24 protein-coding genes are annotated in these 23,894 nt (G+C 66.7%); 8 read left to right on the top strand and 16 right to left on the bottom strand.

Features of this window, described 5'->3' with window-relative positions; genetic code table 11:
• Positions 1–5 precede the first annotated feature (5 nt).
• The 11 genes from ACQY4T_RS11920 to ACQY4T_RS11870 all read right to left on the bottom strand — a co-directional run bounded on the left by ACQY4T_RS11920 (position 6) and on the right by ACQY4T_RS11870 (position 10,618).
• Complete coding sequence (locus tag ACQY4T_RS11920; RefSeq protein ID WP_428542042.1) at positions 6–773, bottom strand: MotE family protein; 768 nt, start codon at positions 771–773, stop codon at positions 6–8.
• Complete coding sequence (locus ACQY4T_RS11915; protein ID WP_428542039.1) at positions 773–1,246, bottom strand: DUF6468 domain-containing protein; 474 nt, start codon at positions 1,244–1,246, stop codon at positions 773–775. The genes ACQY4T_RS11920 and ACQY4T_RS11915 overlap by 1 nt, the downstream gene beginning before the upstream one ends.
• Positions 1,247–1,273: 27 nt before the next feature.
• A complete protein-coding gene (fliM, locus tag ACQY4T_RS11910) occupies positions 1,274–2,347 on the bottom strand; it encodes a flagellar motor switch protein FliM (RefSeq protein WP_428542036.1) in 1,074 nt (357 codons plus the stop codon).
• Complete coding sequence (locus ACQY4T_RS11905) at positions 2,344–2,856, bottom strand: flagellar basal body-associated FliL family protein (RefSeq protein ID WP_428542033.1); 513 nt, start codon at positions 2,854–2,856, stop codon at positions 2,344–2,346. The genes fliM and ACQY4T_RS11905 overlap by 4 nt, the downstream gene beginning before the upstream one ends.
• Before the next feature lie 118 nt (positions 2,857–2,974).
• A complete protein-coding gene (locus tag ACQY4T_RS11900) occupies positions 2,975–4,576 on the bottom strand; it encodes a trypsin-like peptidase domain-containing protein (protein WP_428542030.1) in 1,602 nt (533 codons plus the stop codon).
• A 215-nt stretch (positions 4,577–4,791) separates the two neighbouring features.
• Complete coding sequence (locus tag ACQY4T_RS11895; protein ID WP_428542027.1) at positions 4,792–5,721, bottom strand: zinc-binding dehydrogenase; 930 nt, start codon at positions 5,719–5,721, stop codon at positions 4,792–4,794.
• A gap of 87 nt (positions 5,722–5,808) precedes the next feature.
• Positions 5,809–6,402 carry a PqiC family protein gene (locus ACQY4T_RS11890; protein WP_428542024.1) on the bottom strand — a complete coding sequence of 198 codons (594 nt, stop codon included), beginning with the start codon at positions 6,400–6,402 and terminating at the stop codon, positions 5,809–5,811.
• Positions 6,399–7,367, bottom strand: coding sequence for an MlaD family protein (locus ACQY4T_RS11885; RefSeq protein ID WP_428542021.1), 969 nt, complete (start codon positions 7,365–7,367; stop codon positions 6,399–6,401). The genes ACQY4T_RS11890 and ACQY4T_RS11885 overlap by 4 nt, the downstream gene beginning before the upstream one ends.
• Positions 7,364–8,230, bottom strand: a complete 867-nt coding sequence (locus tag ACQY4T_RS11880; protein WP_428542018.1) for an ABC transporter ATP-binding protein — start codon at positions 8,228–8,230, stop codon at positions 7,364–7,366. Before ACQY4T_RS11880 ends, ACQY4T_RS11885 begins: the two co-directional genes overlap by 4 nt.
• 61 nt (positions 8,231–8,291) lie before the next feature.
• Positions 8,292–9,419 carry an MlaE family ABC transporter permease gene (locus ACQY4T_RS11875; RefSeq protein ID WP_428542822.1) on the bottom strand — a complete coding sequence of 376 codons (1,128 nt, stop codon included), beginning with the start codon at positions 9,417–9,419 and terminating at the stop codon, positions 8,292–8,294.
• 392 nt (positions 9,420–9,811) lie between these two features.
• Positions 9,812–10,618: a transglutaminase-like domain-containing protein gene (locus ACQY4T_RS11870; protein WP_428542015.1), complete on the bottom strand. Its 807-nt coding sequence runs from the start codon at positions 10,616–10,618 to the stop codon at positions 9,812–9,814.
• A 288-nt stretch (positions 10,619–10,906) separates the two neighbouring features.
• Between ACQY4T_RS11870 and ACQY4T_RS11865 the strand changes: the two genes are divergently transcribed.
• From ACQY4T_RS11865 to ACQY4T_RS11830, 8 genes are all read left to right on the top strand, one after another.
• Entirely contained in the window at positions 10,907–11,422 is a 516-nt protein-coding gene (locus ACQY4T_RS11865) for a hypothetical protein (RefSeq protein WP_428542012.1), read from the top strand.
• Positions 11,423–11,673: 251 nt separating this feature from the next.
• Entirely contained in the window at positions 11,674–12,951 is a 1,278-nt protein-coding gene (locus ACQY4T_RS11860) for an MFS transporter (RefSeq protein ID WP_428542009.1), read from the top strand.
• 116 nt (positions 12,952–13,067) lie between these two features.
• Positions 13,068–14,096, top strand: coding sequence for an aspartate carbamoyltransferase catalytic subunit (locus tag ACQY4T_RS11855; RefSeq protein WP_428542006.1), 1,029 nt, complete (start codon positions 13,068–13,070; stop codon positions 14,094–14,096).
• Positions 14,086–15,357 (top strand): dihydroorotase, encoded by a 1,272-nt coding sequence (locus tag ACQY4T_RS11850; protein WP_428542003.1) that lies wholly within the window; start codon positions 14,086–14,088, stop codon positions 15,355–15,357. The genes ACQY4T_RS11855 and ACQY4T_RS11850 overlap by 11 nt, the downstream gene beginning before the upstream one ends.
• A gap of 19 nt (positions 15,358–15,376) precedes the next feature.
• On the top strand, positions 15,377–15,790 hold the full coding sequence (locus ACQY4T_RS11845; protein ID WP_428542000.1) for a DUF3574 domain-containing protein: 414 nt from the start codon (positions 15,377–15,379) through the stop codon (positions 15,788–15,790).
• Between the two features lie 258 nt (positions 15,791–16,048).
• Positions 16,049–16,735: a PEP-CTERM sorting domain-containing protein gene (locus ACQY4T_RS11840; RefSeq protein WP_428541997.1), complete on the top strand. Its 687-nt coding sequence runs from the start codon at positions 16,049–16,051 to the stop codon at positions 16,733–16,735.
• Between the two features lie 191 nt (positions 16,736–16,926).
• Entirely contained in the window at positions 16,927–17,613 is a 687-nt protein-coding gene (locus ACQY4T_RS11835; protein WP_428541994.1) for a fumarylacetoacetate hydrolase family protein, read from the top strand.
• Complete coding sequence (locus tag ACQY4T_RS11830) at positions 17,613–18,419, top strand: exodeoxyribonuclease III (protein ID WP_428541991.1); 807 nt, start codon at positions 17,613–17,615, stop codon at positions 18,417–18,419. Before ACQY4T_RS11835 ends, ACQY4T_RS11830 begins: the two co-directional genes overlap by 1 nt.
• Before the next feature lie 231 nt (positions 18,420–18,650).
• Here the strand turns inward: ACQY4T_RS11830 and ACQY4T_RS11825 are convergent, their stop codons facing one another.
• From ACQY4T_RS11825 to ACQY4T_RS11805, 5 genes are all read right to left on the bottom strand, one after another.
• On the bottom strand, positions 18,651–18,977 hold the full coding sequence (locus ACQY4T_RS11825; RefSeq protein WP_428541988.1) for a helix-turn-helix domain-containing protein: 327 nt from the start codon (positions 18,975–18,977) through the stop codon (positions 18,651–18,653).
• Positions 18,978–18,987: 10 nt separating this feature from the next.
• Positions 18,988–19,371, bottom strand: a complete 384-nt coding sequence (locus ACQY4T_RS11820) for a BrnA antitoxin family protein (RefSeq protein WP_428541985.1) — start codon at positions 19,369–19,371, stop codon at positions 18,988–18,990.
• On the bottom strand, positions 19,337–19,639 hold the full coding sequence (locus tag ACQY4T_RS11815) for a BrnT family toxin (RefSeq protein ID WP_428541982.1): 303 nt from the start codon (positions 19,637–19,639) through the stop codon (positions 19,337–19,339). Before ACQY4T_RS11815 ends, ACQY4T_RS11820 begins: the two co-directional genes overlap by 35 nt.
• A gap of 401 nt (positions 19,640–20,040) precedes the next feature.
• Entirely contained in the window at positions 20,041–22,425 is a 2,385-nt protein-coding gene (locus ACQY4T_RS11810) for a tetratricopeptide repeat protein (RefSeq protein WP_428541979.1), read from the bottom strand.
• Positions 22,415–23,872, bottom strand: coding sequence for a tetratricopeptide repeat protein (locus ACQY4T_RS11805; protein ID WP_428541976.1), 1,458 nt, complete (start codon positions 23,870–23,872; stop codon positions 22,415–22,417). The genes ACQY4T_RS11810 and ACQY4T_RS11805 overlap by 11 nt, the downstream gene beginning before the upstream one ends.
• Positions 23,873–23,894 lie beyond the last annotated feature (22 nt).

Genomic DNA, 23,894 nt, shown 5'->3' with positions numbered 1-23,894 from the left:
TGCGTTCAACCACCCGAGACCGGAGGCTTCAGACCCGCGACCGGCGCGATCGCCGCGTCACGTCCGCCCGACACGCCCGACGCGTCGCGCCCGGTTCGCATCTGCGCCAGTTCGGCGGTCACGTCGCGCGCCTTGTCGGGATTCATCGCCGCCATGATCGCGGCGGCCTTGCTGTCCTTCATCCGATCCATCACCTGCAGCAGCACCGACATCGTCAGGTCGTTGAAGATCGTCGCGGCGTCCTTCGGCTTCATCACTTCGTAGAGCTTGACCAGGCCCTGCCAACCGGCTTCCACCTTGCGCTTCTGCTCTGCGTCCAGGCCCTCCAGCTTGGCCTGCAGCGCCTGCATCTGGTCCACTCTGGCGCCCAGCTTGCGCTCCGCCGCCACCAGCACCGACTCGCGGGCGGTGATCGCCTGAGCCCGAGCATCGAGCTCCTGGCGGCGCTGGCGAAGCTCTTGCAGCAATGCCTTCTCGCTGTCGCTGACCGGTTGCGGGGTGGCCGCCGGTTCGGCAGAAGGCTGCGGCGCCGCCGCCCGGCTCGCCGCCAATGCCGCGGCGGCGGCAATTTTCTGCCGCGTCGGCGGCGCCGGGCTTTCGGGCTGCTTGGTCTCGTCCGAGCTCGCGGCGTTGGCGCTGGCGACCATGCCGCTGTCCAGCATCGCGCTGTCGCTGAACGCCGCCTCCAGCAGCACGCCACACTTCAGCAGCAACACCGCCGCCATCACCGTGATCGTGGTCGGCAACAACCGTGGCGCCGGGACTTTCAACATCAGCGTGCCAACCGCAAGGCCTGCAGCAGGTTGCGCTCGACCTGACTGCCACCGTTTGTCGCGCTGGGCTCGACCGGGTAGACCGGCCGTTCCTGAGCCCCCCGCTCCTGCACGCCCCGCTCCTGCGCCCCCCGCTCCTGCAGCAGCGGCCGAGCGGTCCGCACCAGTGCGTCGAGGCGATCGGCGATCCGCTCGCCGCGTTCGCTCAGGAACGCCAGGTCGTCCTTCAGTGATACCGATTTGCTCAGTTGGGTTTCGATCTGCCGTCCGGCGCTGTCCACCGCCGCGCGCAGCCGCTGGATGCCGCCCTCGGCCTGCTGCGTGCTGGCGTTGAAGTGCGCCACCAGCGCCTCAAGCGAGGCACGATCGCGCTTCAGCACACCCAGCGCCCGTTCCAGCCGCATGGCCTGGAACAGGGTCGCGCCAAGCAGCACGACGAGGATGATTTCCAGGCTCCATTGCATGCCCGTCATGGTGCCCCGCAAACCTTAACAAACGGTTTAGAACCGATCCGGTATCGGTGCCCGCGACAATTCGCGCTCGATCTTGACCGCGACATTGTTGTTCTTCTGCCCCATCTTGCCGTCGAACAGGGCGACCGATCCGCAGCGCACCGAAACCGTGCCGCCGGGCGCGGTATTCAGCAGAAGCTGTTGGCCGGGCTTCAGGTTGATCACGTCGGACAGCCGCATCACGTGCTCGTCCAGCACCACCGACAGCTCCACGTCGGTCGACCACAACTGCTCGGCCAGATGGGTCTCCCAGATCGAATCGCGGCCGAATTTCTCGCCCATGAACTGCTGCAACAGCAGCTCGCGCACCGGCTCCAGCGTGGCGTACGGCAGCAGCAGCTCCACCCGTCCGCCGCGATCCTCCATGTCGATGCGCAAGCGAGCCAGGATCGCCGCGTTGGATAGCCGGCTGATGGTCGCGAACCGCGGATTGACCTCCAGCCGCTCGAACTTGAAGGTCACCGGGCACAGCGGGTCGAAGCTGGTGGACAGGTCCGCCAGCACCACCTGGATCAGCCGCTCCACCAGGGTGCGCTCGATCGTGGTATACGGCCGACCCTCGATGCGCATCGCGGCGGTGCCGCGACGCCCGCCCAGCAGCACGTCGACGATGGAATAGATCATCGCCGAATCGATCACCATCAGGCCCTGGTTGTCCCATTCCTCGGCCTTGAACACGGCAAGCATGGCGGGCAGCGGAATCGAGTTCAGATAATCGCCGAACCGCAGCGACAGGATGTTGTCGATGCCGACCTCGACGTTGTCGGAGGTGAAGTTGCGCAGGCTGGTGGACATGATCCGCACCAGCCGATCGAACACGATCTCCAGCATCGGCAGGCGTTCATAAGACACCAGCCCGGAGCTGATGATCTTCTGCATGCCGGTGCTGGTTTCGCCCGCCGACGGCCCATCATCGAAGCCAAGCAGGTTGTCGATTTCCGCCTGGTTCAGTTCGCGCGCCGGCTGCACCCCCTCCACCGCGGTGCCTTCGCCGTCGGCATCCGTCGATGCTCCCCAGGCGGCGGCGAGTTCTTCCTCGTTCGGCTCCGACGAACCGCTCATTGGATCAGCATCTGGGTGAACAGGATGTCGGTGACCTTGGCCGGAGCGACCGCGGCGTTGGCCCGCGACAGCAATTCCTCGCGCAGGCGATAGGTGCCGGCCGACCCGCGCAGTTCCTCCGGCCGCATCTCGCGCAGGTAGGTCTGCATCATGTCCTGCAGGCGGGGAAGGACGGCTTTCACCTTCTCCGCATCCTCCGGTTTTGCCACCTCCACCTTGGCGCCCAGCTTCACGTAGCTGGGCTTATGAGCGGTGCTGTTGAGGTTGGCGATCATCTCCGGCAACTCGACATAGGTCGGAGGCACCACCTTGGCCGCCTCCTTGTCGTGCGCATCGGGCTTACCCATGCCCAGCAGATGCGGCAGGATGCCTGTGAACCACAGCCCGCCGCCGGTCAGCAGCAGCACCGCCGGAACCGCGATCATGATGATCAGCTTGCGCTTGCCAGCCTTCTTCGGCGGCGCTTCCGCGGCCGCATCGGGCTTGGCTTCGGGCGGGGGGGAACTCATGCCCGCCAGGGTGACAGCAAAGCGTTAATGAAAGGTTGATGAAAGCCGTCAACGCCAGGAGTCAGGCGGACCGCCCGCCGCCCGCCGGTGACCTGGCGAGCGCCTGACCGCGGCCAGTTCAGCCGCCCCTGGTCGCCACCTGCAGCGCCATCCATCGCGGACCCGGCACGGTGCGCACCTTCGGCAGAACCAGCATCAGCACGAATTCGCGCTTGTCGTTCCTGGCCGCGTCGATCCCGGCTTGCACCTGTTCGGGTGTGGCGACCGGCGTGTCCTGCACCCTTAAAATGATGTCGCCATCCACGATGCCCTGCACCGCCGGGTCGGTATAGGGTGTCACCTTGGTCACCAGCACCCCGTGCAATCCCTGCTGCAACCCCATCTTGGCGCTCTGTTCGGCGTTCAGCGCCGCGAGCGACAGCCCCAGATCGGGCTGGATGACGATCTTCGGCTGGGCCACCTTGGTCGGCGCGTCCTCGGCCTCCCACTGGTCGCGCGGCCATAGTTGAGTGGTTATCGAAACGTTGCGTTCGGCACCGTCCCGGCGAACCAGCAACGTGATCTTGTCGCCGACCGGGGTCGATGCGAGGTGGCGTAGCAAGCCACGGTCATCGGACGGCGCCTGGTTGTCGAAGCGCAGGATGATATCGCCGATTTTCATGCCGGCCTTTTCCGCCGGCCCGTTCGGCAACACCCACGACACGATCGAGCTGTTCTGCTGTGCCATCCCCAGCGCCTCGGCGATCCGCGGCGTCACCTGCTGCAACTTGATGCCGATCCAACTGGGACGAATCCAGCCATAGGTGCGCAACCGGTTGATCACGAATTTGGCGTCGTTCGAGGGCAGCGCGAAGCCCAGGCCGATCGACCCGGTGGTGGGAGAAATGATCGCCGAGTTCACCCCGATCACCTCGCCCTGGGTGTTGAACAGCGGGCCGCCGGAATTGCCGTGATTGATCGTTGCATCGGTCTGGATGTAGTCGTCATACGGTGAGTTCTGGATGTCGCGATCCAGCGCGCTGACGATCCCGGCGCTGACCGACAGGCCGACACCGAACGGATCGCCGGCGGCAAATACCTCGTCGCCGACCCCGACCAGGTCGCTGTTGCCCCAGCGCGCCGTCGGCAACGGCCGGGTCGCATCCACCTTCAGCAGCGCCAGATCGGCCAGCCGTGCCGCGCTCATGGTCTTCGCCGGCAACGTCGTGCCGTCGGAGAAGCTGACGGTGATCTCGAATGCATCCTGCACCACATGATAATTGGTCACGATCAGCCCCGAGGGGTCGATTATGAAGCCAGACCCGCCGTAGCCCTTGATCTGCTGGCTGGCGTCGCTGACATCGCCGGGCCCCATCGGGTTCGCCGGTGCAGCATTCACCTTTGCGCCCGCCGCCGCATTTCCACCGGTGCCCGCTCCGGCCGAGCCGCCTGCCCCCGCCGCGCCGCCACTCGGCGGACCCGCGGGCATCCCGGCCATCGCCACCCCGGCGTCGGGCCTGTTGACGATCTCCAGTTTGCGCACCGAGATGTTGACCACCGTCGGCAGCAGGTTGCGGATCAGCTCGGATCGGCTGGAGGCCGCCCCCTCGGCCAGCGCGGATCCCGCCCAGCTTGCCGCCAGCGTCACCGCCACGGCCAACAGGGTTCGGCGCAGGACATTTCCGCCAACAACTGCGGCCTTGGGCTGCCCATCAGACATCGCCCGCAACAGCGCGTTCATCGCAGATTCCCCCAGTCGAGATGGCACACGGAAACAGGTTCGTCACAAATTTGCAACAAACACGCATGATTAGCACGCCTCTGGCATCAGGGCAAAATCAAACCACCGCATTTCCTGCCAGGCTGCGCATGGTTGGTGCCGGGGCGCGGGCGCTGCGAGAAAGCCTCAGACGGCGGCAGGCAAGCACCGAAGAACCCCCGACACTCAACCCCCGATCATCCTTGCCGCACCATCAACATCGCCTTGCCGTCCACCTGGCGGTCGCGCAGCGGCCCGGTCACCTGCAGGATATCTCGCCAATCGCGCTGCATGCCGATGCGCGGCCGCAGCAACCCATCCGCCACCATCGACACCAGCAAGCCCAGGTCTGGGGCAAACCGCTCCTCCGCCTCGGAGGTGAAATAGCTGAAGCTCTGCAGCCGAGCGTTCGCCGCGCCGCGGAAATCGCCGAAGCTGATCGAACTCGGCTCACCCGAGGAGTTGCCATAGACCACCACGGTGCCCCGCGCCTCGGCCAGCGCGATCGCCTTGGCCAACGACGCCCCACCGGCCGATTCAAGGATCAGCCAGAACCGGCCCCGAACCTTGTCGATGCCGTCGAACACCACCGCCGCACCAAGTGCCTGCAAGTCCGCCGCCCGCTGCGACCCGCGCGCCACCGCGGTGACATGGGCGCCGGACCTGGCCGCGAGCTGCACCGCCAGGTTGCCGACCCCGCCGGCCGCGCCGGTGATCAGCACCCGCCGCCCGAGCAGCGGGCCGCCGTGCCGCAGCGTCCGTAGCGCGGTCAGCCCGGCGACCGGCAACGCCGCGGCCTGCGCGAAGTCGACATTTTCCGGCAGCGCCGCCATCCGCTGACCCGGCACCGCGGCGCGCTGCGCCCATCCCGCGTCATCCACCAGCCCCACCACCCGGGTTCCGGCGACCGGCCCACTGCCGTTCTCGGCCTGGCGCAGCACGATGCCGGCAATGTCCTGACCCGGCACCCAGCCTTCCTTGTTGCGCGCGAACGAACTCAGCTCGCCACGATTGAGCGAAAACGCATGCACTTCGACCAATGCCTCGTCGTGCGCCGGGGTTGGGTCGGCAACGGCGCGCAATTCGATCGGGTCGGGCCGGTTCGGCGTGTTGACCAAAGCAAGCATCGACGGATCCTCCCTCAGCGGTGAACCTGCTGCGCCCATGTCTCGGCCGCCGACCCGACCGTCAAGACCCCGGCTTGGCTTGCGCTGTCAGCCGCGGCCGATGCTGATCGCGGCGGCCAGCCGGTCCACCAGATGTCCGACCAGCGTGACCACATCCTGATCGGTGCCGACCGGCCCGGTTGCGCTGAAATGACCTCGAACCGGCAGCGTCGGAGCGCCGGCGTCGCGCCGCACGACCAGCCAGTCGGCATCCAGCGTCGCCACCCCGGCCGCCGTCACGTCCAGTCGTTCGATATTGACCAGCACCCGCGAGATCGCCGCGTCGCTGAGTGGCCGGTCGGTCACCAGCGCGTCCGGGCGCCGTTCGGCCAGAAGCTGGGTCAGCCGGTCGGTGATGCCCAGCGAAAGCCGGCTGGCCCACCTGCCGGATCGGCTGCGCCGCAATACGCTGCCGTCGTCGCGCACCACGATGTCCTCGGTGTCGAGCGCATCGGGGATGCTGACCCGGGCAACCGCGATCACCAGCTTGGTGCGCCCGGCCGGCGCGGCATCCGCCGCGGTGGCAGGCGCCGCAAGGGTGTAAACCGTCAGCGGGGGCGCCCCGCACGAGGCCAGCAGCAGCACGACGCAGCCCACACCGGCGATCCGGGCAACGGATACCCGCCCCGCGGACACCGTCACGGCCGCCGCCCGGTCAGCAACAGTTGCGGATTATGCTCGACGTCGTTGGCAAAGCCGCGCAGCGACGCGGCGGCGGCGGCGAGATCGCGCAAGGTCGATTCCAGGTTGGCCCGCGACGCGGCGCGATTCGAGGTCAGCCCCCGGACGTCACCCATCAGGTCGCGCACCTGCACCATGGTCTGGTTGGACGCATCGAGCAACGTATGCAACTCGGCGCCGCGCTGATTGAGCTGCTGGTCGCCGCTGCTGGCAAGCTGCCCGATCGAGCCTAGCGTGCTGTCCAGCCTGGCCTGCAGGTCCCGGATCGCCTGGTTGGTGGTGTCCACCGTCTGGCTGGAGCGGTTCGACGTCGCGGTCAGGCTCTCGACCAGCGGCGGCAGGTCCTTGTCCAGTTTCTCGGCCAGCCCGCGCAGGCTTTGCAACGTCGCGGTGGCATTGTCGGCCAGGTCGCGCAATGGCAGTTGACTGAGTTGCTCCTGCGCCTTCTGCAGGGTGGATTGGCGGGTCGGAATCTCCGGCAGGCTGGCGATGTCGGGGTGCAGCACCGGCGCCGAGGTCGGGTCGAAATCCAGATCGATCTGCGATTGGCCGGTCACGAAGCTCTGCACGTTCAATTCGGCACGCAGGCCCCGGTTGATCAGCGCCGGCAGATCGACATTGGTGTCGCTCGGCGTGTGAGTGACCAGCGCGTGGCCCGGCTCCAGGCGCACCGTCACCGGAATGTAGGCCACACTGGTCTTCGGGTCGAACTCGATGCCGATACTTTCCACCGCGCCAACGCGCACGCCGCGGAACGTGACCGGGGCACCGATCGACAGTCCGGCGATCGAGTTCTGGAACACGATCGCGGCGCGGATGCTCGGGTTGAACAGAGCGAAATTGCCGAACAACACGATGGCGGCCAGCGCCAGCACGATGCCGCCCAGCACGAAGGCACCGACAGCGGCTTGTTTACTGGCGTTCATGGCTTGGCGCGGTCTCCGCTGGGCTGGGCTTCGGCATGCAGGGCTTCGGGACGTTCGCGTCGCATGAACGCCTCCACCTGCGGGTTGGGGCAACTATCACGCAACGCCCGCGGCGAGCCATGCGCTATCGCGGTCTTGGTCTCGGCGTCCAGGAACACCCCGTCGTCGGCGACCGCGAACAGGCTGGGCAGTTCGTGGCTGACGATGACGATGGTAGCGCCAAGCCCGTCGCGCAGATTGACGATCAGGTCGTCCAGCCGGCTCGAGGTGATCGGGTCCAGCCCGGCCGAGGGTTCGTCGAAGAACAGCACATCGGGGTCGAGCGCCAGCGCCCTGGCCAGCCCGGCCCGCTTGCGCATGCCGCCGCTCAGCTCCGAGGGCAACTGCTCGACGGCGTGCTCCATGCCGACCAGGCTGAGCTTGAGCCGCACCAGGCGGGCGATCGCGGCGTCCGGCAGCCGGGTGAACATGCGCAGCGGCAGGGCGACGTTCTCGCCGACCGACAGCCCGCTCCAGAGCGCGCCGCTTTGGAACAACACGCCGAACCGGCGCCCGGTCGCGCTGCGCTGGGCGGCGCTGGCTGCCCAGTAATCCTCGGCATCGACCAGGATCGACCCGGCGGCGGGACGCAGCAGCCCGATCATCGCCTTCAGCACCGTGCTCTTGCCACAGCCGCTGCCGCCCATCACGGCAAAGATGCTGCCGCGGTCTACGTCGAACGACAGGTCGTGCTGGATCACTTTGGGGCCGAACGCCAGGGTGACGCCGCGCACCGACAGCAGCGCATCGGCGCCGATGGGCGACGGGTCAGCGCTGGTCAGGCCGCGGTCGCCCAGTCCGGCCACTTCACGGTCCGAGGCCATCAGGGCCCAAGCCCATCACGGTCCGAGCTTTCGCAGTCCGAGCCCTGCACAGCCCGGCGCTTCACAGTCCGACCACGTTGGCGAGCACCGCGAACAGCGAATCGAGCGCGATCACCCCGACGATGCCGGTGACCACGGCCCGAGTCGCGGCGCTGCCGACATCGGCGGCGCTGCGCCCGGCCTTGAGCCCGATCCGGCAACTGGTCACTCCGATCAGGATGGCGAAGGCGATCGATTTCACGAAGCCGAAGGCGAACTGGCTGAACGCGATCGATCCCAGCGTCTGGTTCAGATAGCCCGGTCCGGTGATGTTCAGCATGGCGATCGATACCACGAAGCCGCCCGCCATGCCGACCAGGCAGCCATACAAGTAAAGCAGCGGCATGGTGAACACCAATGCCAGGATCGAGGGCAGCACGATGTAGTCCGACACCGGAATGCCGAACACTTGCAGCGCGTCGATCTCCTCGTTGCCCTGCATGGTGGCGATGCGCGCGGCGTAGGCGCCCCCGGTTCGCCCGGCCATGACGATCGCCGTCATCACCGCCGCCATCTCGCGCACCAGGGCGAGGCCGACCAAATTGGCGACATAGATGTCGGCGGCGAATTTGCGCAGTTGCACGGCGCCGACGAACGCCAGGATGGCGCCGATCAGGAAGTTGACCACGCTGATGATGATCAGTGCCGACGGGCCGGCGTCGCGGATATTGGCGAACAGATCGACAGCGCGCATGCGGGCCCGCCCGGTCAGTGCCAGAGCGCCGCCGCTGGCGGTGTTGCCGAGCAGGATGCTCAGCACGCCAATCTCGGTCAGCAGCCCGATGGTCTGGCCGCCCAGCCAGGTCAGCGGGCGGAACCGCCGGCGCGGCGGCGTTCGGGGCTCCGCCAGGCGGTCGGGCAGCAGACCCAGCAGCTTGCGGGCGGACTCCGGCAGGTTGGCGGTGTCGATGCTGATCCCCCGAACGTTGGCGGCGCGCCGGACGTCCCACAGGAACTCGATCAGGCCGGTATCCCAGCGCCCGACGCCGGCGATATCCAGCGCCAGCAGCGCGCCGCCGCCAAGCTCGCCCGGCGGCGTGCCGCCGCCAACCGCGTCCAGCGGGGCGCCGCCAACCGCGTCCAGCGCAGCCGGGGGGAACGCCGGGATCGCGCCGGACTGGCCGATCCAGTCGCCCTCCAGCAGCAGCATGGCCTGCCCGGCCGACGGCTGGATCCGCCACGTCGGCGGCGGATCCGCGCGCTGCGACGGGGTCAACCAGTATCCGATCGCAGAGAAGAGCGAGACGCGGAGCTTCCGCGATTCGGCGCGTGAATCGGATATTCAAACAAGGAGCGACGTATCGCGCTGCTCTGATGCGCGATACGAGTATCCGATCGCAGACCAGCGTGAGACGCGGAGCGTCCGCGATTCGGCGCGTGAACCGGATGGTCAAACAAAAAGCGAAGTATCGCGCTGCCCTGATGCGCGATACTCGGCGTCTTCTGGCCCGGTCGCATACGGCAATCCCACTGATCTCGGCTGACGGATATCGGAAACCCAAACAACAACACGACGCATCGCGGCTTAACCGGTGCGCGATCCTAAGCCACCTCCTCGGTGATCACGTTGAAGCCGGCCAGGATACTGGGGCCGAAGATCGTCGACAACGCTACGTCGGTGGCGTCGCGTCCGCGCGCCATCAGGATCCGGCCGATGCGTGGCGTGTTGTGGCGGGCATCGAAAGTGTGCCAGTGGCCGCCCAGATAGGCCTCGAACCAGGCGCTGAAATCCATCGGCGCATCGACCGGCGGGATGCCTATATCGCCGAGGTAGCCGGTGCAGTAGCGCGCCGGAATGTTCATGCAGCGGCACAGCGTGATCGCCAGGTGCGCGAAGTCGCGACAAACCCCGCGGCCGTCGGCGTGGCCGGCGAATGCGGAACGTGTCGGGTCGGCGTGATGGTAACCGAATTCGATCCGCTTATGCACGTAATCGCAGATCGCCTGCACCCGCGGCCACCCCTCCTCGGTCTGCCCGAACAGCGACCATGCCAGTTCGGTCAGCCGATCCGTCTCGCAGTAGCGGCTGCCCAGCAGGAACACCAGCGCATCGTCGGGCAGATCCTGGATGGCATGCTGCGGCGCCTGCGGCATCACCGCGTCATGCGTGCCGGGGTCGCTCACCATGAACTGCGTCGAGATCCGCAACGGTCCGGGGGGCGCCACGATACGGTGGCAGATGTTGCCGAAATCGTCGCGATACTCGCTGGCGCCGATCGGCGGGTCGAACCAGATCCGGTGCGGTCCGGTGACGTCGGGCATGCGCGACGGGTGGACGCTCAACGCCAGCAACATCGGCGTCGGCTGCTGGCACTGGTAGGTAATGTCGAAGCCGGCGTTGATCTGCACAGTGGGGGTCTCCGGCGAGGGTTTAATTAACTGATCGCAATGGCCAGCGCGTGTTCACGAAGCTGCCATACTGCACAATGCGCCGCCCATGGGCGCTGCGTTCGCATGTGCGGAAGGCGTTTCGCCACACGTTAACGCGAGGTCCGCCGGTTGTCGTGCTTCGTCTCCGGCCGTCCAGGCCGCACGCGCCGACCGGATCACGCCGAACGCGTTACTACCCCGGAGCTTACGCCATCGGGAGACCCATGCGCGGCGGAGATCCAAACAGCCAACCGCAAGGAATTCAAAATGCCCGACAACATCGCCGATATCGCCCAACGCCACGGCTTCAGCCCCGACGCCGGCCGCGCGCTGGCCGAGGCGCTGCGCCGCGGCGGCGGCGGGATGGCGCAGTTCGACCATCCGGAACTCGGCGGCATGGGCCAGTGGGCCGCCGGCGGCATGCTGATGATCGGCGAGATGTCCAACCACGCGCTCAAGGCGCGCGTCGACGCCCTGTGCCGCGATCTGTCAGCGCTGCCGGGGCCGGCACCGGCGGCGGCGGAGCAAGAGCCGGGTCAGGCCAGCCAGTGGTGGCCCTCTGAGCTCGGCGCCGCGTCAGCCACCGGCGAGCAGAACGACATGCGCTATGCCTGTTTCCCCGATCAACGGCGCCTCGCGGTTATGCGCGAGGGCCAGGTTCGCCTCTACGACACCGGCCAGCACCGTATTGTCGGCGTCTCGCAGCAGCAGGGCAGCGATCAGACCCTGTGCTTCAGCAGCCAGACCGGTCTGGTGCGGCTGCAGGATCTGCAGCCGGTGTGACACCCAACGCGCGCCGCCCCGCGCCTCGTCGCCCCGCGCCCTGTCACCCCTCGTCTCGTCGCCCATTTTTTCGTCGCCCCTCGTCTCGTCGCCCCCGCCTCGCCGCCCCGCGCCCCGTCGCCCGCGCCTCGCTTCCCCTCGCGACGCCGCGATCGCTCGGCTGGGGCAGCCATGCGTTGTTTGCATTGCTGGGGCCTTTCTGGCGGGAGAAATGAATTCTAAGTTAGCCGACCGGCAAAGAAGCACCCTTCATGATCATCGCGCCGATCGCAAAAGCCTGCTCCGGCCGGCTGCACTACGCCTGGATCACCCTGGCCGTGGTGTTCACCGCCATGCTGGCCGGCGTCGGCGTGCGCGCGGCGCCGGGGGTGATGATCGTGCCGCTGCAGCAGGCTTTCGGCTGGGACATCTCGACCATCTCTGGCGCGGTCTCGCTGAACATCATCCTGCTGGGCGCGACCGGCCCGTTCCTCACCGGCCTGATGCAGGTCATCGGCCTGAAGCGGACGATGATCGGCTGCCTGGTCATCCTGATGGCCGGCACCGCGCTGTCCACCCTGATGACCCAGCCATGGCAATTGTTCCTGACCTGGGGACTGATGGTCGGCATCGGGTCCGGAGCCGGCGCGGTCGGCTTTGCCGGGGCGGTCGCCAACCGCTGGTTCATCCATCGCGCCGGACTGGCCATGGGCCTGCTCACCTCGGCCAACGCCGCCGGGCAACTGATCTTCCTGCCGGTGCTGGCGCTGCTGGTGCAGCATTTCGGCTGGCAGGGCGTGGCGATCACACTCACCGCGGTGATCGCCGTGGTAATCCCCATGGTGATGCTGCTGCTGCCGGAATCCCCCGCCGCGATCGGGCTGCCGGCCTATGGCGGGTCCGCCGTGGTGCCAGTCAGCCGCGCCGCCGGCAATCCGTTCGCGGTGGCGTTCAGCGCGCTGGCACGCGCCTCCCGATCGATGGATTTCTGGCTGCTGTGCCTGACCTTCGGGGTGTGCGGCTTCTCCACCAACGGGTTGATCAACACCCACCTGATCGCCTACTGCGCCGACCACGGCATCAGCCCGATGAAAGGCGCCTCGCTGCTCGCGGTGATCGGGGTGTTCAGCCTGATCGGGTCCACCGCCTCGGGCTGGCTGTGCGATCGCTACAGCCCGCGCCTGTTGCTGTTCTGGTACTATGGGCTGCGCGGACTGTCGCTGGTAATGGTGCCGTTCAGCGGGTTCGACCCGCTCAGCCTGTCGGCATTCGCGGTGTTCTATGGGCTGGACTGGGTGGCCACCGGCCCGGCCACCTTCGCCCTGACGAACGAGGTGTTCGGCCGCCGCGACGCACCGGTGATTGTGTCGTGGATCTTCGCCGCGCACCAGGTCGGCGGAGCCATGGCGGCGTTCGGCGCCGGCGCGGTGCGCAGCCTGTCCGGCAGCTACCTGATCGCCTTCGTCGCCAGCGGGCTCGCCTGCCTGCTGGCCTCGATGCTGGTGCTGCGCATGTCGCCGCGCGGTGCGCCGGTTGCCGTCGCCGAGTAGGCTCGGACGCCCGTTCTGCCTCGGCTCGCTATCGCCGGGTCATGACGCCGGCGATTCGCGACGCGCTCGGAGACTGTTCCGCCAAGCTGGGGCAAGCTCCGGCGGCGCCGACCTGAATGTCGGCGGGGCTAGACCGAGCGGCTGGGCGGCGGGACATGATGGAGGGCGCGGTTGACGCCAGATGCCGGTTGCTGCAACGAAGTCTTGTGTTCCACCGGCAACGACATCTTCTGGCAATCGAGGGGCTGGAGCCGCCCGCGATCAGTCAATTGCTCGACCTTGCGGAAAGCTATGTGCTGCTCAACCGGTCGGGCAAGACGCAGCGCGACCTGTTGCGCGGGCGCACCTTGATCAATCTGTTCTTCGAGGACAGCACGCGCACGCGGACCAGCTTCGAATTGGCCGGCAAGCGGCTGGGGGCGGACGTGATCAACATGTCGGTCGCCACGTCCTCGGTAAACAAGGGCGAGACGCTGATCGACACCGCGGCCACGCTGAACGCGATGCATTGTGACCTGCTGGTGGTGCGCCACGACCAGTCCGGGGCGCCGAACCTGCTGGCGCAGATCGTCGATGCGGCGGTGATCAACGCCGGTGACGGAACGCATGAACATCCGACCCAGGCGCTGCTGGACGCGCTGACGATCAAGCGGCGCAAAGGCCGCATCGCCGGACTGATCGTGGCGATCTGCGGCGATATCGCGCATTCGCGGGTGGCGCGCTCCAACATCCATTTGTTGACCACGATGGGCTGCCAGGTGCGGGTGATCGGACCGCCGACGCTGATCCCGGCCGAGGTGGCGGACCTGGGGGTGAGCGTGTTCCATGACATGGCGGCGGGGCTGGCGGGGGCCGACGTGGTGATGATGCTGCGGCTGCAACGCGAGCGGATGTCGCACGGGGAGGTGCCCAGCGCTCGGGAGTTCTTCCGTTTCTGGGGCCTGGACGAGGCCAAGCTGGCGCTGGCCAAGGCCGACGCCATCGTCATGCATCCCGGTCCGATGAATCGCGGTGTGGAGATCGACAGCGCGGTGGCCGACGACAAGCTGCGCAGCGTGATCAAGGAGCAGGTCGAGATGGGGGTCGCCGTGCGCATGGCGGTGCTGGACATGCTGTCGCGGGACCATCGCCGGAATGAACCCTGACACGCTGTTCCGCGGCGCCCGTATCGTGGGCTCCGGGGTCGATCTGCTGGGCGATCTGCTGGTGCGCGATGGCCGGATCGCCGATTTCGCCGCCTCGGTGGCAGCGCCCGAGGGCGCCGCGGTGATCGAGGCCGAGGGGGCGGTGCTGTGCCCGGGGCTGGTCGATATGCGCGCCGCGCTGGGCGAGCCCGGGTTCGAGTACCGCGAAACCATCGCCTCGGCGGCGGCGGCGGCGGCGGCGGGCGGGATCACCACGTTGGCGGCGCTGCCCGATACCCAGCCGGCGATCGACGATCCGGCCCTGGTGCAGTTGCTGCGCACGCGCGGCGCCGAGACCGGCAGCCTGACGATCCTGCCATATGGCGCGGTCACCCGCGGTTGCCGCGGCGAGGAGCTGGCGGAGTTGGGGTTGCTGCGCGAGGCCGGGGCCGTGGCGTTTACCGACGGGTCGCGGGCGATCGGGCCGGCCCGGCTGATGCGGCTGGCGCTGGCGTATGCGCAGGGCTTCGGCGCCCGTATCGTGCAGCACCCCGAGGACCCCTCGCTTGCCGCCGGCGGCAGCGCGACCGAAAGCGAGCAGGCGACCCGGCTGGGGCTGCCCGGAATTCCGGCCGCGGCCGAGGCGATCATGGTGGCGCGCGATATCAGGCTGGCTGAGCTGACCAGCGGGGCGGTGCATTTCGCGCATGTCTCGACCGGTGAGGCGCTGGGGCTGATCCGCGCCGCCAAGGCGGCCGGGATTGCGGTGAGCTGCGATACAGCGCCGCCGTATTTCGATCTTAACGAGACCTCGATCGGCGATTTCCGCAGCTATGCGAAGCTGTCGCCGCCGTTGCGCAAGGAGCACGACCGCCAGGCGGTGATCGCGGCGCTGGCCGACGGCACGATCGATGCCATCGCGTCGGACCATCAGCCGCGCGATGCCGACGACAAGCGCCAGCCGTTCGCGCTGGCCTCGGCTGGGGGTGCGGGGCTGGCGACGCTGCTGGCGATCACGCTGGCGCATGTGCATAACGGGTCGCTGAGCTTGGCCGCGGCGATCGACCTGCTGACCGCGCGGCCGGCCTGCCTGCTGGGCGTTGAGACCGGGCGGATCGCCAAGTCGGCGCCGGCCGACCTGTGCCTGTTCGATCCCGAGCGGATCTGGCAAGTGGATGCCGGGCGGCTTCCTGGCAAGGCACAGAACACGCCGTTCGATGGGCGTGCGCTGGAGGGGGTGGTGCTGGGCACCTGGAAGCGCGGCCGGCGGGTGTTCGGCTGACGCTGGGGGGGATGGGATCTTGTTGCGTCTGATCATCGCGGTTTGGCTGATCACGAGCCTGGGCGGTTGCGCGGCCGGCGATGACGCGCCCTGCGCGCCTGGGGTGGGTTCGCCGGTCGCGGTGTTCACGCTGTTCATGGGCCGAGCGATCGCCGGGCGCGAGGATCTGACTGATGGCGAGTGGCAGTCGTTCCTGAATGACACGGTGACCGCCAATCTGGCGAACGGCTTCACGGTGTTCGATGCCGATGGCGGGTGGATGAACCCGATCACCCGCAAGACCGTCGAGCAGCGCACCAAGGTCTTGCTGGTGGCGCTGCCCGAGACGCCCGAGAGCCTGGCCGCGGTCGACCGGGTCCGGTCGGCGTATCAGAGCCGGTTCCACCAGCAGTCGGTCGGCATGACGGTCGCGCCGGCTTGCGCGGCGTTCTGAGAGGTGTTCGGTGGATCGTGACGCCAAAGGTGTGGCCGAGGTGTAATGTTTCTCGACGGGTGCGTTGGGCCGTTGAATACGACTGTCCTTCGGGATATGGCTTTGTTGGTATTATTTGACCTATATTTGGTGTAATGGTAGCGGCGGCATTTCATTGCGTGCAAGTATTTTTGGCACGCAGCTTGCATTTTCTTGTGGGCACCTGGCGTATCAGAACGATGCGTCGCAGGTATCAACATCCGCAGGGAGACCTCGACAATGGCTTACTCAAAGTATTTGCTGATCGCGACGGCGATCGCGGCGGTCATCGGGATCGGCAATGCCAACGCTTACATGGTCACCGACAGCACCGCGAATCAGGGAGGCCAGTCGTTCCTGGCGGACGCCACGCATGATGGCTTCAACTCAGCCGGGGCGATCACCGCGACGTTCAGCTATAGCGGGCCGCTGAGTTTCAGCAACACCGCCGCGCAGAACAGCAGCAACGCGGGCGATCTGAACTCGAACTTCTTCAACGGCGGTTCGATCTCCGGCTACAGCGGATCGGGCAGCCTTGGCACCCCGGCCGGCGCCGACTTCAGCACCCTGACGACGTTCCTGGCGTCCAGCGGCAGCGCGTCCGGGTTTCAGTACGGTTCGTTCATCACCATCGACCTTGGCACGCTAGCGGCCGGCACCATCCTGACCATCACGCACGACGACGGAGCGAGCGTTTACCAGGGTTCGACGAGGATCGGCACCACCACCGCCGACCCGACCAGCGCGGTGACGGAAACCGTCGAACTGACCTCGGCCGGTGATACCACGCTGTATTACGCGCGGGAGAACGGCACCCCGTCGGTGCTGGACGTCAATGTTCCGGAGCCCGCGAGCCTGGCGATTATTGCGGCGGGCCTGGCTGGCCTCGGCGCCGTGCGTCGCCGGCGGGCAGCGCTGGCTGGGTAGGGCGCAAGCCATGCCTGATCGAAGCGGCCGCTCGCCGGATGGTGGGCGGCCGCTTCGTGCCGACGGGGTCGGCGCCGGCTGCCTCGGGGCAGATTGGCAGCGGCATTGCCTGATGCCGCGGTTTCCCGTATTTCCGCCAATCCGTTCCTAGTTGCCATGGTCCGGGTCAATCCGAAACGAGGTGTTACCGAATGGCTGATTACGTCATCTCCGCGCCGGCGATCATCGCCGTGCCCGTCGTGAGCGGCGGCGCTTTTCCGGTTCGGCGGGTGTTCTGTGTCGGACGCAACTATGCCGAACACGCCAGGGAAATGGGCAGCGATCCGGATCGTGAGCCGCCGTTCTTCTTCATGAAGCCGGCGGACGCGCTGCTGCTGAATGACGCCGACATGCCGTATCCACCGAAGAGCACACAGTTGCACCACGAGATGGAACTGGTGGTGGCGATCGGCCGGGGTGGCGCGGATATCGCCGAGGCGGATGCCTTGGCGCATGTCTGGGGCTATGCGGCCGGGCTGGACATGACGCGGCGCGATTTGCAGAACGCGGCGAAGCAGGAAGGCAAGCCGTGGGACATGGGCAAGGGGTTTGACGCCTCGGCGCCGATCGGGCCGATGGTTCCGGCCTCGAAGATCGGCCATCCCGCGAGCGGACTGATCGAGTTGAAGGTCAACGGCAAGGTGCGGCAGAGTTCCGATCTGTCGAAGATGATCTGGAGCGTGCCGGAAACGATCGCCTACCTGTCCGGGCTGGTGAAGTTGGCGCCGGGCGACCTGATCTACACCGGCACGCCGGAGAATGTCGCCGCCGTGCAGCGGGGCGATCTGCTGGAGGGCGTTGTCGAGGGCGTCGGTGCGGTGAAAACCCGCATCGTCTGATGACTTCGCTGCGCGTGGCGACATGGAACATCAACTCACTGCGGCTGCGCGTCGGGTTGCTGGACAGACTGGTCGAGGCACTGCGGCCGGATGTGATCTGCCTGCAAGAGACCAAGGTGCCGGACGGACTGTTTCCGGCTGAGGCGCTGTTGCCGCTGGGCTATCCGCATACGGTGTTTCGCGGGATGAAGGGCTACAATGGCGTGGCGATTCTTTCGCGGGTGCCGTTGGAAGTGCATGAGAAGGCGCCGGACTGGTGCGGCAAGGGCGATTGCCGCCATGTCGCGGCGGCGCTGGCGGCTCCGGGTGGGCCGGTGGAACTGCATAATTTCTACGTGCCGGCGGGGGGTGACGTGCCGGACCGGACGCAGAACCCGAAATATGGGCACAAGCTGGACTTCGTCGCGGAGGCCAGGGCGTGGTTCGCCGCTCGGCCTGGACTGGCGAGGTCGGTGCTGGTCGGCGACCTGAACATCGCCCCGCTGGAGCAGGACGTCTGGAGCCACAAGCAATTGCTGGGCGTGGTCAGCCATACGCCGCCGGAGACCGAGGGGCTGACTGCTTGGCTGAACGCCGGGTTCGTGGACGCGGTACGGCACTTCGTGCCGGCGGAGCAGAAACTGTATTCCTGGTGGTCGTACCGCAATCAGGACTGGCGGGCATCGGATCGCGGGCGGCGATTGGACCATGTTTGGGTGACGCCGGATCTCCAACTGGGGCTGCGCAGCCACACCATCTTGCGCGATGCGCGGGACTGGCCTCGAGGGTCGGACCACGTGCCGGTTTGCGTGGAGTTGGAGGTTTAGGGCGGTGGGCGCTTAAGGAGGCGTTCTGGTTTGTTCCGCGATTTTAACACATGTGCGCGCGCGGATCTCGGCGGATTGACGGGAATCCGGCTTCAGATGCAGGTCCGTGCTCAACACCAATGCCAGATCAGCAAAATCAAGGATTACGGAAGAGATCGATGGAATTGATGGCGTTGGTTTCTCCGATACGCATATCCGATTTATAATATATAACGCGTGGCAATAATATAACTATGAGAGTTTCTCCTTTTGGATTGCATCGACGATCTCAAGGAGGATTTCTCGCAAGACCTCCGGGGTTATATGGCCCGGTGGTCCATCGGACCGAAGTCCGTCCTTAATCTTTGACCTGAGCGCGGATAAAAGCTCGCTTTTGCGGTCAAAGGAATCACAGGCACGTTGAATGGCCTTTGGAATGGTGTCAGGTTTGCCCTTGTTGCCATTTTCATCGCGCTCATAGTTTGCGACCTCGCTAACGGAAATGCCGAGCACGCTAGCGGCTTGACTTTGCGTGAATCCATGTCTTTTGCGCCAAGCCATAAGTTCTTGGAAGGTCATGAAGAGGTTCTCATGCAAAGGAAAAGGCATTTGAAAATGCGGAGGAAGCGGCCTGACTGATGCGGCGGTTAGACCTCGCCCGCGACGCCACTTCCCGTACCATGGCTTCACGCAAGATGGCGTTCAGCTTGGTTTGGTATCCCGGCCCGGCCGAACGCAGCCATATCAGCACGTCTGCATCTAGGCGCACGGTGAGCTGCTGCTTTATCGGCCGATAGAATGGGTTGCTAATCGCGGAGTTCCAGAATTCTTCGGACAGCAGGGGGATGTCGGAGGTGTCGATCTGTTCATCCGGCACCGTCGCCAATGCCTTTAGTTCCGCCCTTTGTGCCGCACTCAAGGGCGGGGGCTGCTCTAGGTCAAGTTCGTAGCCGACGATATTTTTCCTCCTCATAGCGCCTCCTTTCAGTTCGGACGGCTCGGCGAGCCGAGATGATACGAATAATTGTGGCTCCGTCGGCGGCCTCGCGCTCCATGTGCGCTACCAGAAAAACTTCGCCTTCGATCGATCCAATAATTTGCCAGCGATACTCTCCCTCCTCGATGCGGTCCTGCTCACTGAGTGCAAACGGGTCGAGAAACACGCGGACGGCAGTCTCAAAGCCGACTTGGTGTTTGGCTTGGTTGCTGCCTGCCTTGGCTTCATCCCACGTGAATCGCAACAATTGCGCGCCTCAACGTAACTACGAAGATGTAGTTATTCGGGTAGTCGATCGCAAGGCTCTGCGGGTCATTCGAGGGGATCTTGATGGACGCTGGACTAAATCATATCGTCGGCGTCAAGAAGCCATAAGCTTTTTGAGCTCGGTCTGGACGACCAAGTCGGCAGCGCTGGCCCCGACGACAACGTTATCGGAGTTCATGGCGATATTCTGCTGCTGGCTGACGAGCAGGCCGATTTTGTAGAGGTCGTGGGCAAAGCGTTTTCACAGACCTTTTCAAGGAAACCAGTTCGCAGCGTATTCGCGACTATGAATGCTCGGCCGATAACGAGTTCAGTGAGGGTATTGAGGATAGCGGGATCCGCGGCAATGTGCGTGCATCGGCGTTGAAAATGATTGATTCAACAGCATTGATTGTCCGCGCACCACGCCTGCCACGCTCGCCGCAGCGCCGCGCCCAGGCTGCGGCCGAAGCGTGGGGCGTCGCATAGCGGGCTTTGCCGTAGTTGCTGACGAAGGCCGGCGCGCAGCGTGGCCAGGGCTGTGAGATCGGCGGCGCGGGAGACGGCCATTGCGATGTATTCATCGACCGAACCGGTGATCCAGTCCGGCAAGCCGGCGTTGCTCAGGTGGCTGGTGGAATGGCGCGAGGCGAAGGTCTGGCCGGGCAGCGTGATGGTGGGGACGCCCATCCAGAGCGCCTCGCAGGTGGTCAGGCCGCCGGAATAGGGGAATGGGTCCAGCACGATATCGATGTCGCCATACTGGCCCATGAAGGCCCGATGACCGGAGGAGCCGCGGGTTTCGATGCGTTCGGCCGCTATGCCAAGTGCGGCGAAGTCGGCCAGGAAGCCGTCGGCGGTTGCGGCGTCGGATAGCTGATGGGTCTTCAGGACCAGCCTTGCGTTGGGGATGCGGCGCAGGATCTCGGCCCAGGTTTCGATCACTCGGGGGGTGATCTTGGCCAGGTTGTTGAAACAGCCGAAGGTGACGAAGCCGTTGGCGAGCGCGGGCAGCGTGACCACGTCGGGGCTGTGCGGCGGCGGGCTGTAGCAGACGTAGCCGTCATCCAGACGCAGCAGCTTCTCGCTGTAGAGCGGTTCGAACCCGTCCGGGGTTTCCCAACGGTCGGTGATGAACCAGTCCATCTCGGCCAGCCCGGAACTGTGGGCCTGCATGCCGACCCATTTGATCTGCACCGGGGCGAGCCGATTGGCGCAGGCCGCCATGCGGGCGGCGTCACCGTAGCCGCCGAGGTCGATCAGGATGTCGATGCCGTGTTCGCGCGCCACGGTGGTCAGGGCGGCGTCAGTCAGGCCGTCGACCTCGATCCAATTCCGGGCGACGACGCGGTATCGGCGGGCAATCGGTTCCTCGGGGGCGGCGTTCTGCACCAGGCAGATCACGCTGAACTGGTCCGGATCGAGGGTTTCGATGCCGGCGACGGTGAGCCAGCCGACCGGGTGCGACCGCAGGGTGCCCGACAGCAGGCCAACGACCAGCGGACGGTGCGGGTCGGGCGGGTTCGCCAACGGCGGCTGCGGCGATCGTGCCAGCGCGGCGGAGCAGTCCCGCATCGCCGCCAGCAACTCGGCGCCGGTGGTGCCGTCGCGATACGGCAGCGTATTGCACAGCGCGCGTCGCGCCAGCACCGCCTCAGGGTCGAGTTCGATGGCTCGGCGGGCGAGGGCGACCGCTTCGTCCTGCAGTCCGACGCAGGTCGTGGCGTTGGCGAGGTTGCAGAGGATGGCGGTGTTGGGGCCGATCTTTCCGAGCACATCGAGCAGGATGGTTCGCGCCTCGGCGTGCTGGTGCAGCCGCATCAGCACGGCGGCGAGGTCGTTGTGGACCTGTGGGTTCTCGGGGTCCAGCGCGCTGAGGCGGCGCAGGACGGCGACGGCCTGGCGCGCCCGGCTGGAGCGGGCTAGCACGCCGCCCAGCAGGCGCAGCGGTGCCAGTTCGTCCGGGGCCAATTCGGTCGCCGCCTCCAGCGCATCGATCGCCTCGGGGCGGCGGCCCAGGCGTTCCAGCAACATACCGCGGCCGGCCTGAAGGACCGGGTTGAGCGGGTTCTGCTCGCAGGCGACGGACAGACGCGCCAGCTCGGCGTCGCCTTGGCCGGGATCGAGGTTTTTCGCGTCGACCGCGGTCTCCACGCCGTTCAGCACGTAATCCAGGCAGTCGGGGCGCAGACGCTGGGCGGCGATGAAGGCCGACAGCGCCAGTCCGGCGGCGTCGGTCGCGCGCAAGGCGAGGCCCAGCGTGTTCCAGGCCTCGGCATTGTCGGGGGCGACGCCGCAGCATTGCAGCAATAGGTCGCGCGCCGGTTCGGGCTGGCCGCGCATCAGCAGCAGGCCGCTGAGGGCGATCAGCGCTTCCGGGCGCGCGGGATTGAGTTCGAGCACCTGGCGGTAGGTTTGTTCCGCCGCGGTGTGTTCGCCGGCGGCGCGCAGGCTCTCGGCCAGCCGCAGCACCGGTTCGTCCCAGTCCGGCAAAGCGGCGGCGACCTGGCGGCAGATGCGGCGGGCGCACTGGCGGTCGCCGGCGTGATCCTCGGCGATCGCGAGGTTGAGCAGGGTGGCGGGCGCGGCGTTCCCGAGCGAGAGGGCCAGGCGCAGCGGTGCCAGGGCTTCCTTGAAGCGGCCGGCGGCGAGCAGGTCGATGCCGGGCAGGATTGCGCCGGGCAGGCTTGCGCCGGGTAGGTTTGCGCCGGGTAGGCTTGCGCCGGGCAGGTTTGGGCGGTGCAAACCTGCGCCGGGTGGCGCGGGCCTGACGTCAACCGTCATGGCGGATGCGCTCGATGGCGAACAGCAGACCGGGAACGTCGGCCCCAGCTTCCTGGCGAACCACCGGCCGATCGACCCGCAGCACGCGGAAACCGGCGGTGCAGGCGGCTTCGTAGAGATATTCCTCATCGTGGGCGTAGCGGCCCTGGCGCTGCAATGCCCATTTGCCGTTGCCGGGGACGATGCCGTCGTGGTCAGGCAACACCTGCTCGACCGAGAACACGAACCAGCCGCCAGGTTGCAAGCGGCTGTGGACGATGGCGAGAAGCTCTTCCAGGGCGCCGAAATAGCACAGCACGTCGGCCGCGATGATCAGCGGCCACTGCTGATCGTGCGCCATCAGGTCGGCGATGATGTCGCCTTCCCGTAGTTCGGCGTAGAGCCGCTTGACCCGGGCGTGGGCGAGCATCCGCGGCGACAGGTCCACCCCGGTGAACGGCCCGAGCGGCAGATCGCCGATCGCCAGCGCGGCCATCCCGGTGCCGCAGCCGAGATCCAGCACCGGGCCGATCGGCATGCCGACGACGACTTTCGGGTGCGAGGCCAGCATGGTGCGCAAGGCGCCGGGGATGCGGTAGCCGAGCGAGATCAGGTGTGATTCAAATCGGTCGGCATAGCCGTCGAAGACGGTGCGGACATAATCCTCTGGGGCACGTTTTGCATCCGGCATGGCGCCGGACGACACCACGAGGTGGCGCACGTAGGGGTCTTCCGGACCAAGCTTGAGGGCGTCCTGATAGGCCAGCGCGGCCTCGTCGTGGCGGCCGAGGGTGGACAAGGCGTGGCCCTTCAGTCCGAAGGTGCAGGCATCGGCGATTCCGGCGGTGCGGGCGTTTTCGGCAATTTTGACCGCGCCGTTGAAATCGCGGCGGCGCACGCAGAGCAGGATGGCGGCGTTGCGCAGGGCGACGCTGGCCGGACAAAGTGCGATGCCCTCGGTCAGCACGGCAAGCGCGGCATCGCTATCGCCGGCGCTTTCCAGCGCGGCGGACAGCGCTTCGCGGTAGCCGTAATTGGCCGGCGCGGCAGTGACCGCTTCGGCCAGGCAGGCGACCGCGTCGGCGATACGTCCGATTTCACGCAGCGCGATACCGAGGATCGCCTTGGCCTGCGGGTCGTCCGGATCGCAGATCACTGCCTCGGCGGCGTCGCGCGCGGCGTCTTCGCTGTTGCCCATCCGCTGGCGTATGTCGGCGCGGCATTTGCGCAGCCCGCCATGAGCCGGGGTGGCTTCGATGCCGCTGTCGAGTTCGGCGATCGCCTGGTCCCAAGCGCCGCTGCCGATCGCCATGCGCGCGGCGGTCAGGCTGAGTTCGGCGGATGGCGGTGCCATCGCGCGGGCGGCGGCCAGCAGCGGACGTGCCGCGGCGAAACGACCGGCATCGATCAGTGCCTCGGCTCGCAGCCGCAGCGCATCGGCGTCGGCGGTGAGGTTGATGGTATCCATAGCGACGGACTCCTTTTGAGCC

Origin of the sequence: Rhodopila sp. (assembly GCF_965277825.1) — a bacterium.
GTDB lineage: Bacteria > Pseudomonadota > Alphaproteobacteria > Acetobacterales > Acetobacteraceae > Rhodopila.
This window is presented reverse-complemented; position numbering and strand designations above follow the sequence as displayed.

Coding starts and splice junctions, on each gene's coding strand:
- ACQY4T_RS11920 (WP_428542042.1), bottom strand. CDS start 773: ATGTTGAAAGTCCCGGCGCCACGGTTGTTGCCGACCACGATCACGGTG.
- ACQY4T_RS11915 (WP_428542039.1), bottom strand. CDS start 1,246: ATGACGGGCATGCAATGGAGCCTGGAAATCATCCTCGTCGTGCTGCTT.
- fliM (WP_428542036.1), bottom strand. CDS start 2,347: ATGAGCGGTTCGTCGGAGCCGAACGAGGAAGAACTCGCCGCCGCCTGG.
- ACQY4T_RS11905 (WP_428542033.1), bottom strand. CDS start 2,856: ATGAGTTCCCCCCCGCCCGAAGCCAAGCCCGATGCGGCCGCGGAAGCG.
- ACQY4T_RS11900 (WP_428542030.1), bottom strand. CDS start 4,576: ATGAACGCGCTGTTGCGGGCGATGTCTGATGGGCAGCCCAAGGCCGCA.
- ACQY4T_RS11895 (WP_428542027.1), bottom strand. CDS start 5,721: ATGCTTGCTTTGGTCAACACGCCGAACCGGCCCGACCCGATCGAATTG.
- ACQY4T_RS11885 (WP_428542021.1), bottom strand. CDS start 7,367: ATGAACGCCAGTAAACAAGCCGCTGTCGGTGCCTTCGTGCTGGGCGGC.
- ACQY4T_RS11880 (WP_428542018.1), bottom strand. CDS start 8,230: ATGGCCTCGGACCGTGAAGTGGCCGGACTGGGCGACCGCGGCCTGACC.
- ACQY4T_RS11875 (WP_428542822.1), bottom strand. CDS start 9,419: ATGCTGCTGCTGGAGGGCGACTGGATCGGCCAGTCCGGCGCGATCCCG.
- ACQY4T_RS11865 (WP_428542012.1), top strand. CDS start 10,907: ATGCCCGACAACATCGCCGATATCGCCCAACGCCACGGCTTCAGCCCC.
- ACQY4T_RS11860 (WP_428542009.1), top strand. CDS start 11,674: ATGATCATCGCGCCGATCGCAAAAGCCTGCTCCGGCCGGCTGCACTAC.
- ACQY4T_RS11855 (WP_428542006.1), top strand. CDS start 13,068: ATGTCGGCGGGGCTAGACCGAGCGGCTGGGCGGCGGGACATGATGGAG.
- ACQY4T_RS11850 (WP_428542003.1), top strand. CDS start 14,086: ATGAACCCTGACACGCTGTTCCGCGGCGCCCGTATCGTGGGCTCCGGG.
- ACQY4T_RS11840 (WP_428541997.1), top strand. CDS start 16,049: ATGGCTTACTCAAAGTATTTGCTGATCGCGACGGCGATCGCGGCGGTC.
- ACQY4T_RS11835 (WP_428541994.1), top strand. CDS start 16,927: ATGGCTGATTACGTCATCTCCGCGCCGGCGATCATCGCCGTGCCCGTC.
- ACQY4T_RS11830 (WP_428541991.1), top strand. CDS start 17,613: ATGACTTCGCTGCGCGTGGCGACATGGAACATCAACTCACTGCGGCTG.
- ACQY4T_RS11825 (WP_428541988.1), bottom strand. CDS start 18,977: ATGACCTTCCAAGAACTTATGGCTTGGCGCAAAAGACATGGATTCACG.
- ACQY4T_RS11820 (WP_428541985.1), bottom strand. CDS start 19,371: ATGAGGAGGAAAAATATCGTCGGCTACGAACTTGACCTAGAGCAGCCC.
- ACQY4T_RS11810 (WP_428541979.1), bottom strand. CDS start 22,425: ATGACGGTTGACGTCAGGCCCGCGCCACCCGGCGCAGGTTTGCACCGC.
- ACQY4T_RS11805 (WP_428541976.1), bottom strand. CDS start 23,872: ATGGATACCATCAACCTCACCGCCGACGCCGATGCGCTGCGGCTGCGA.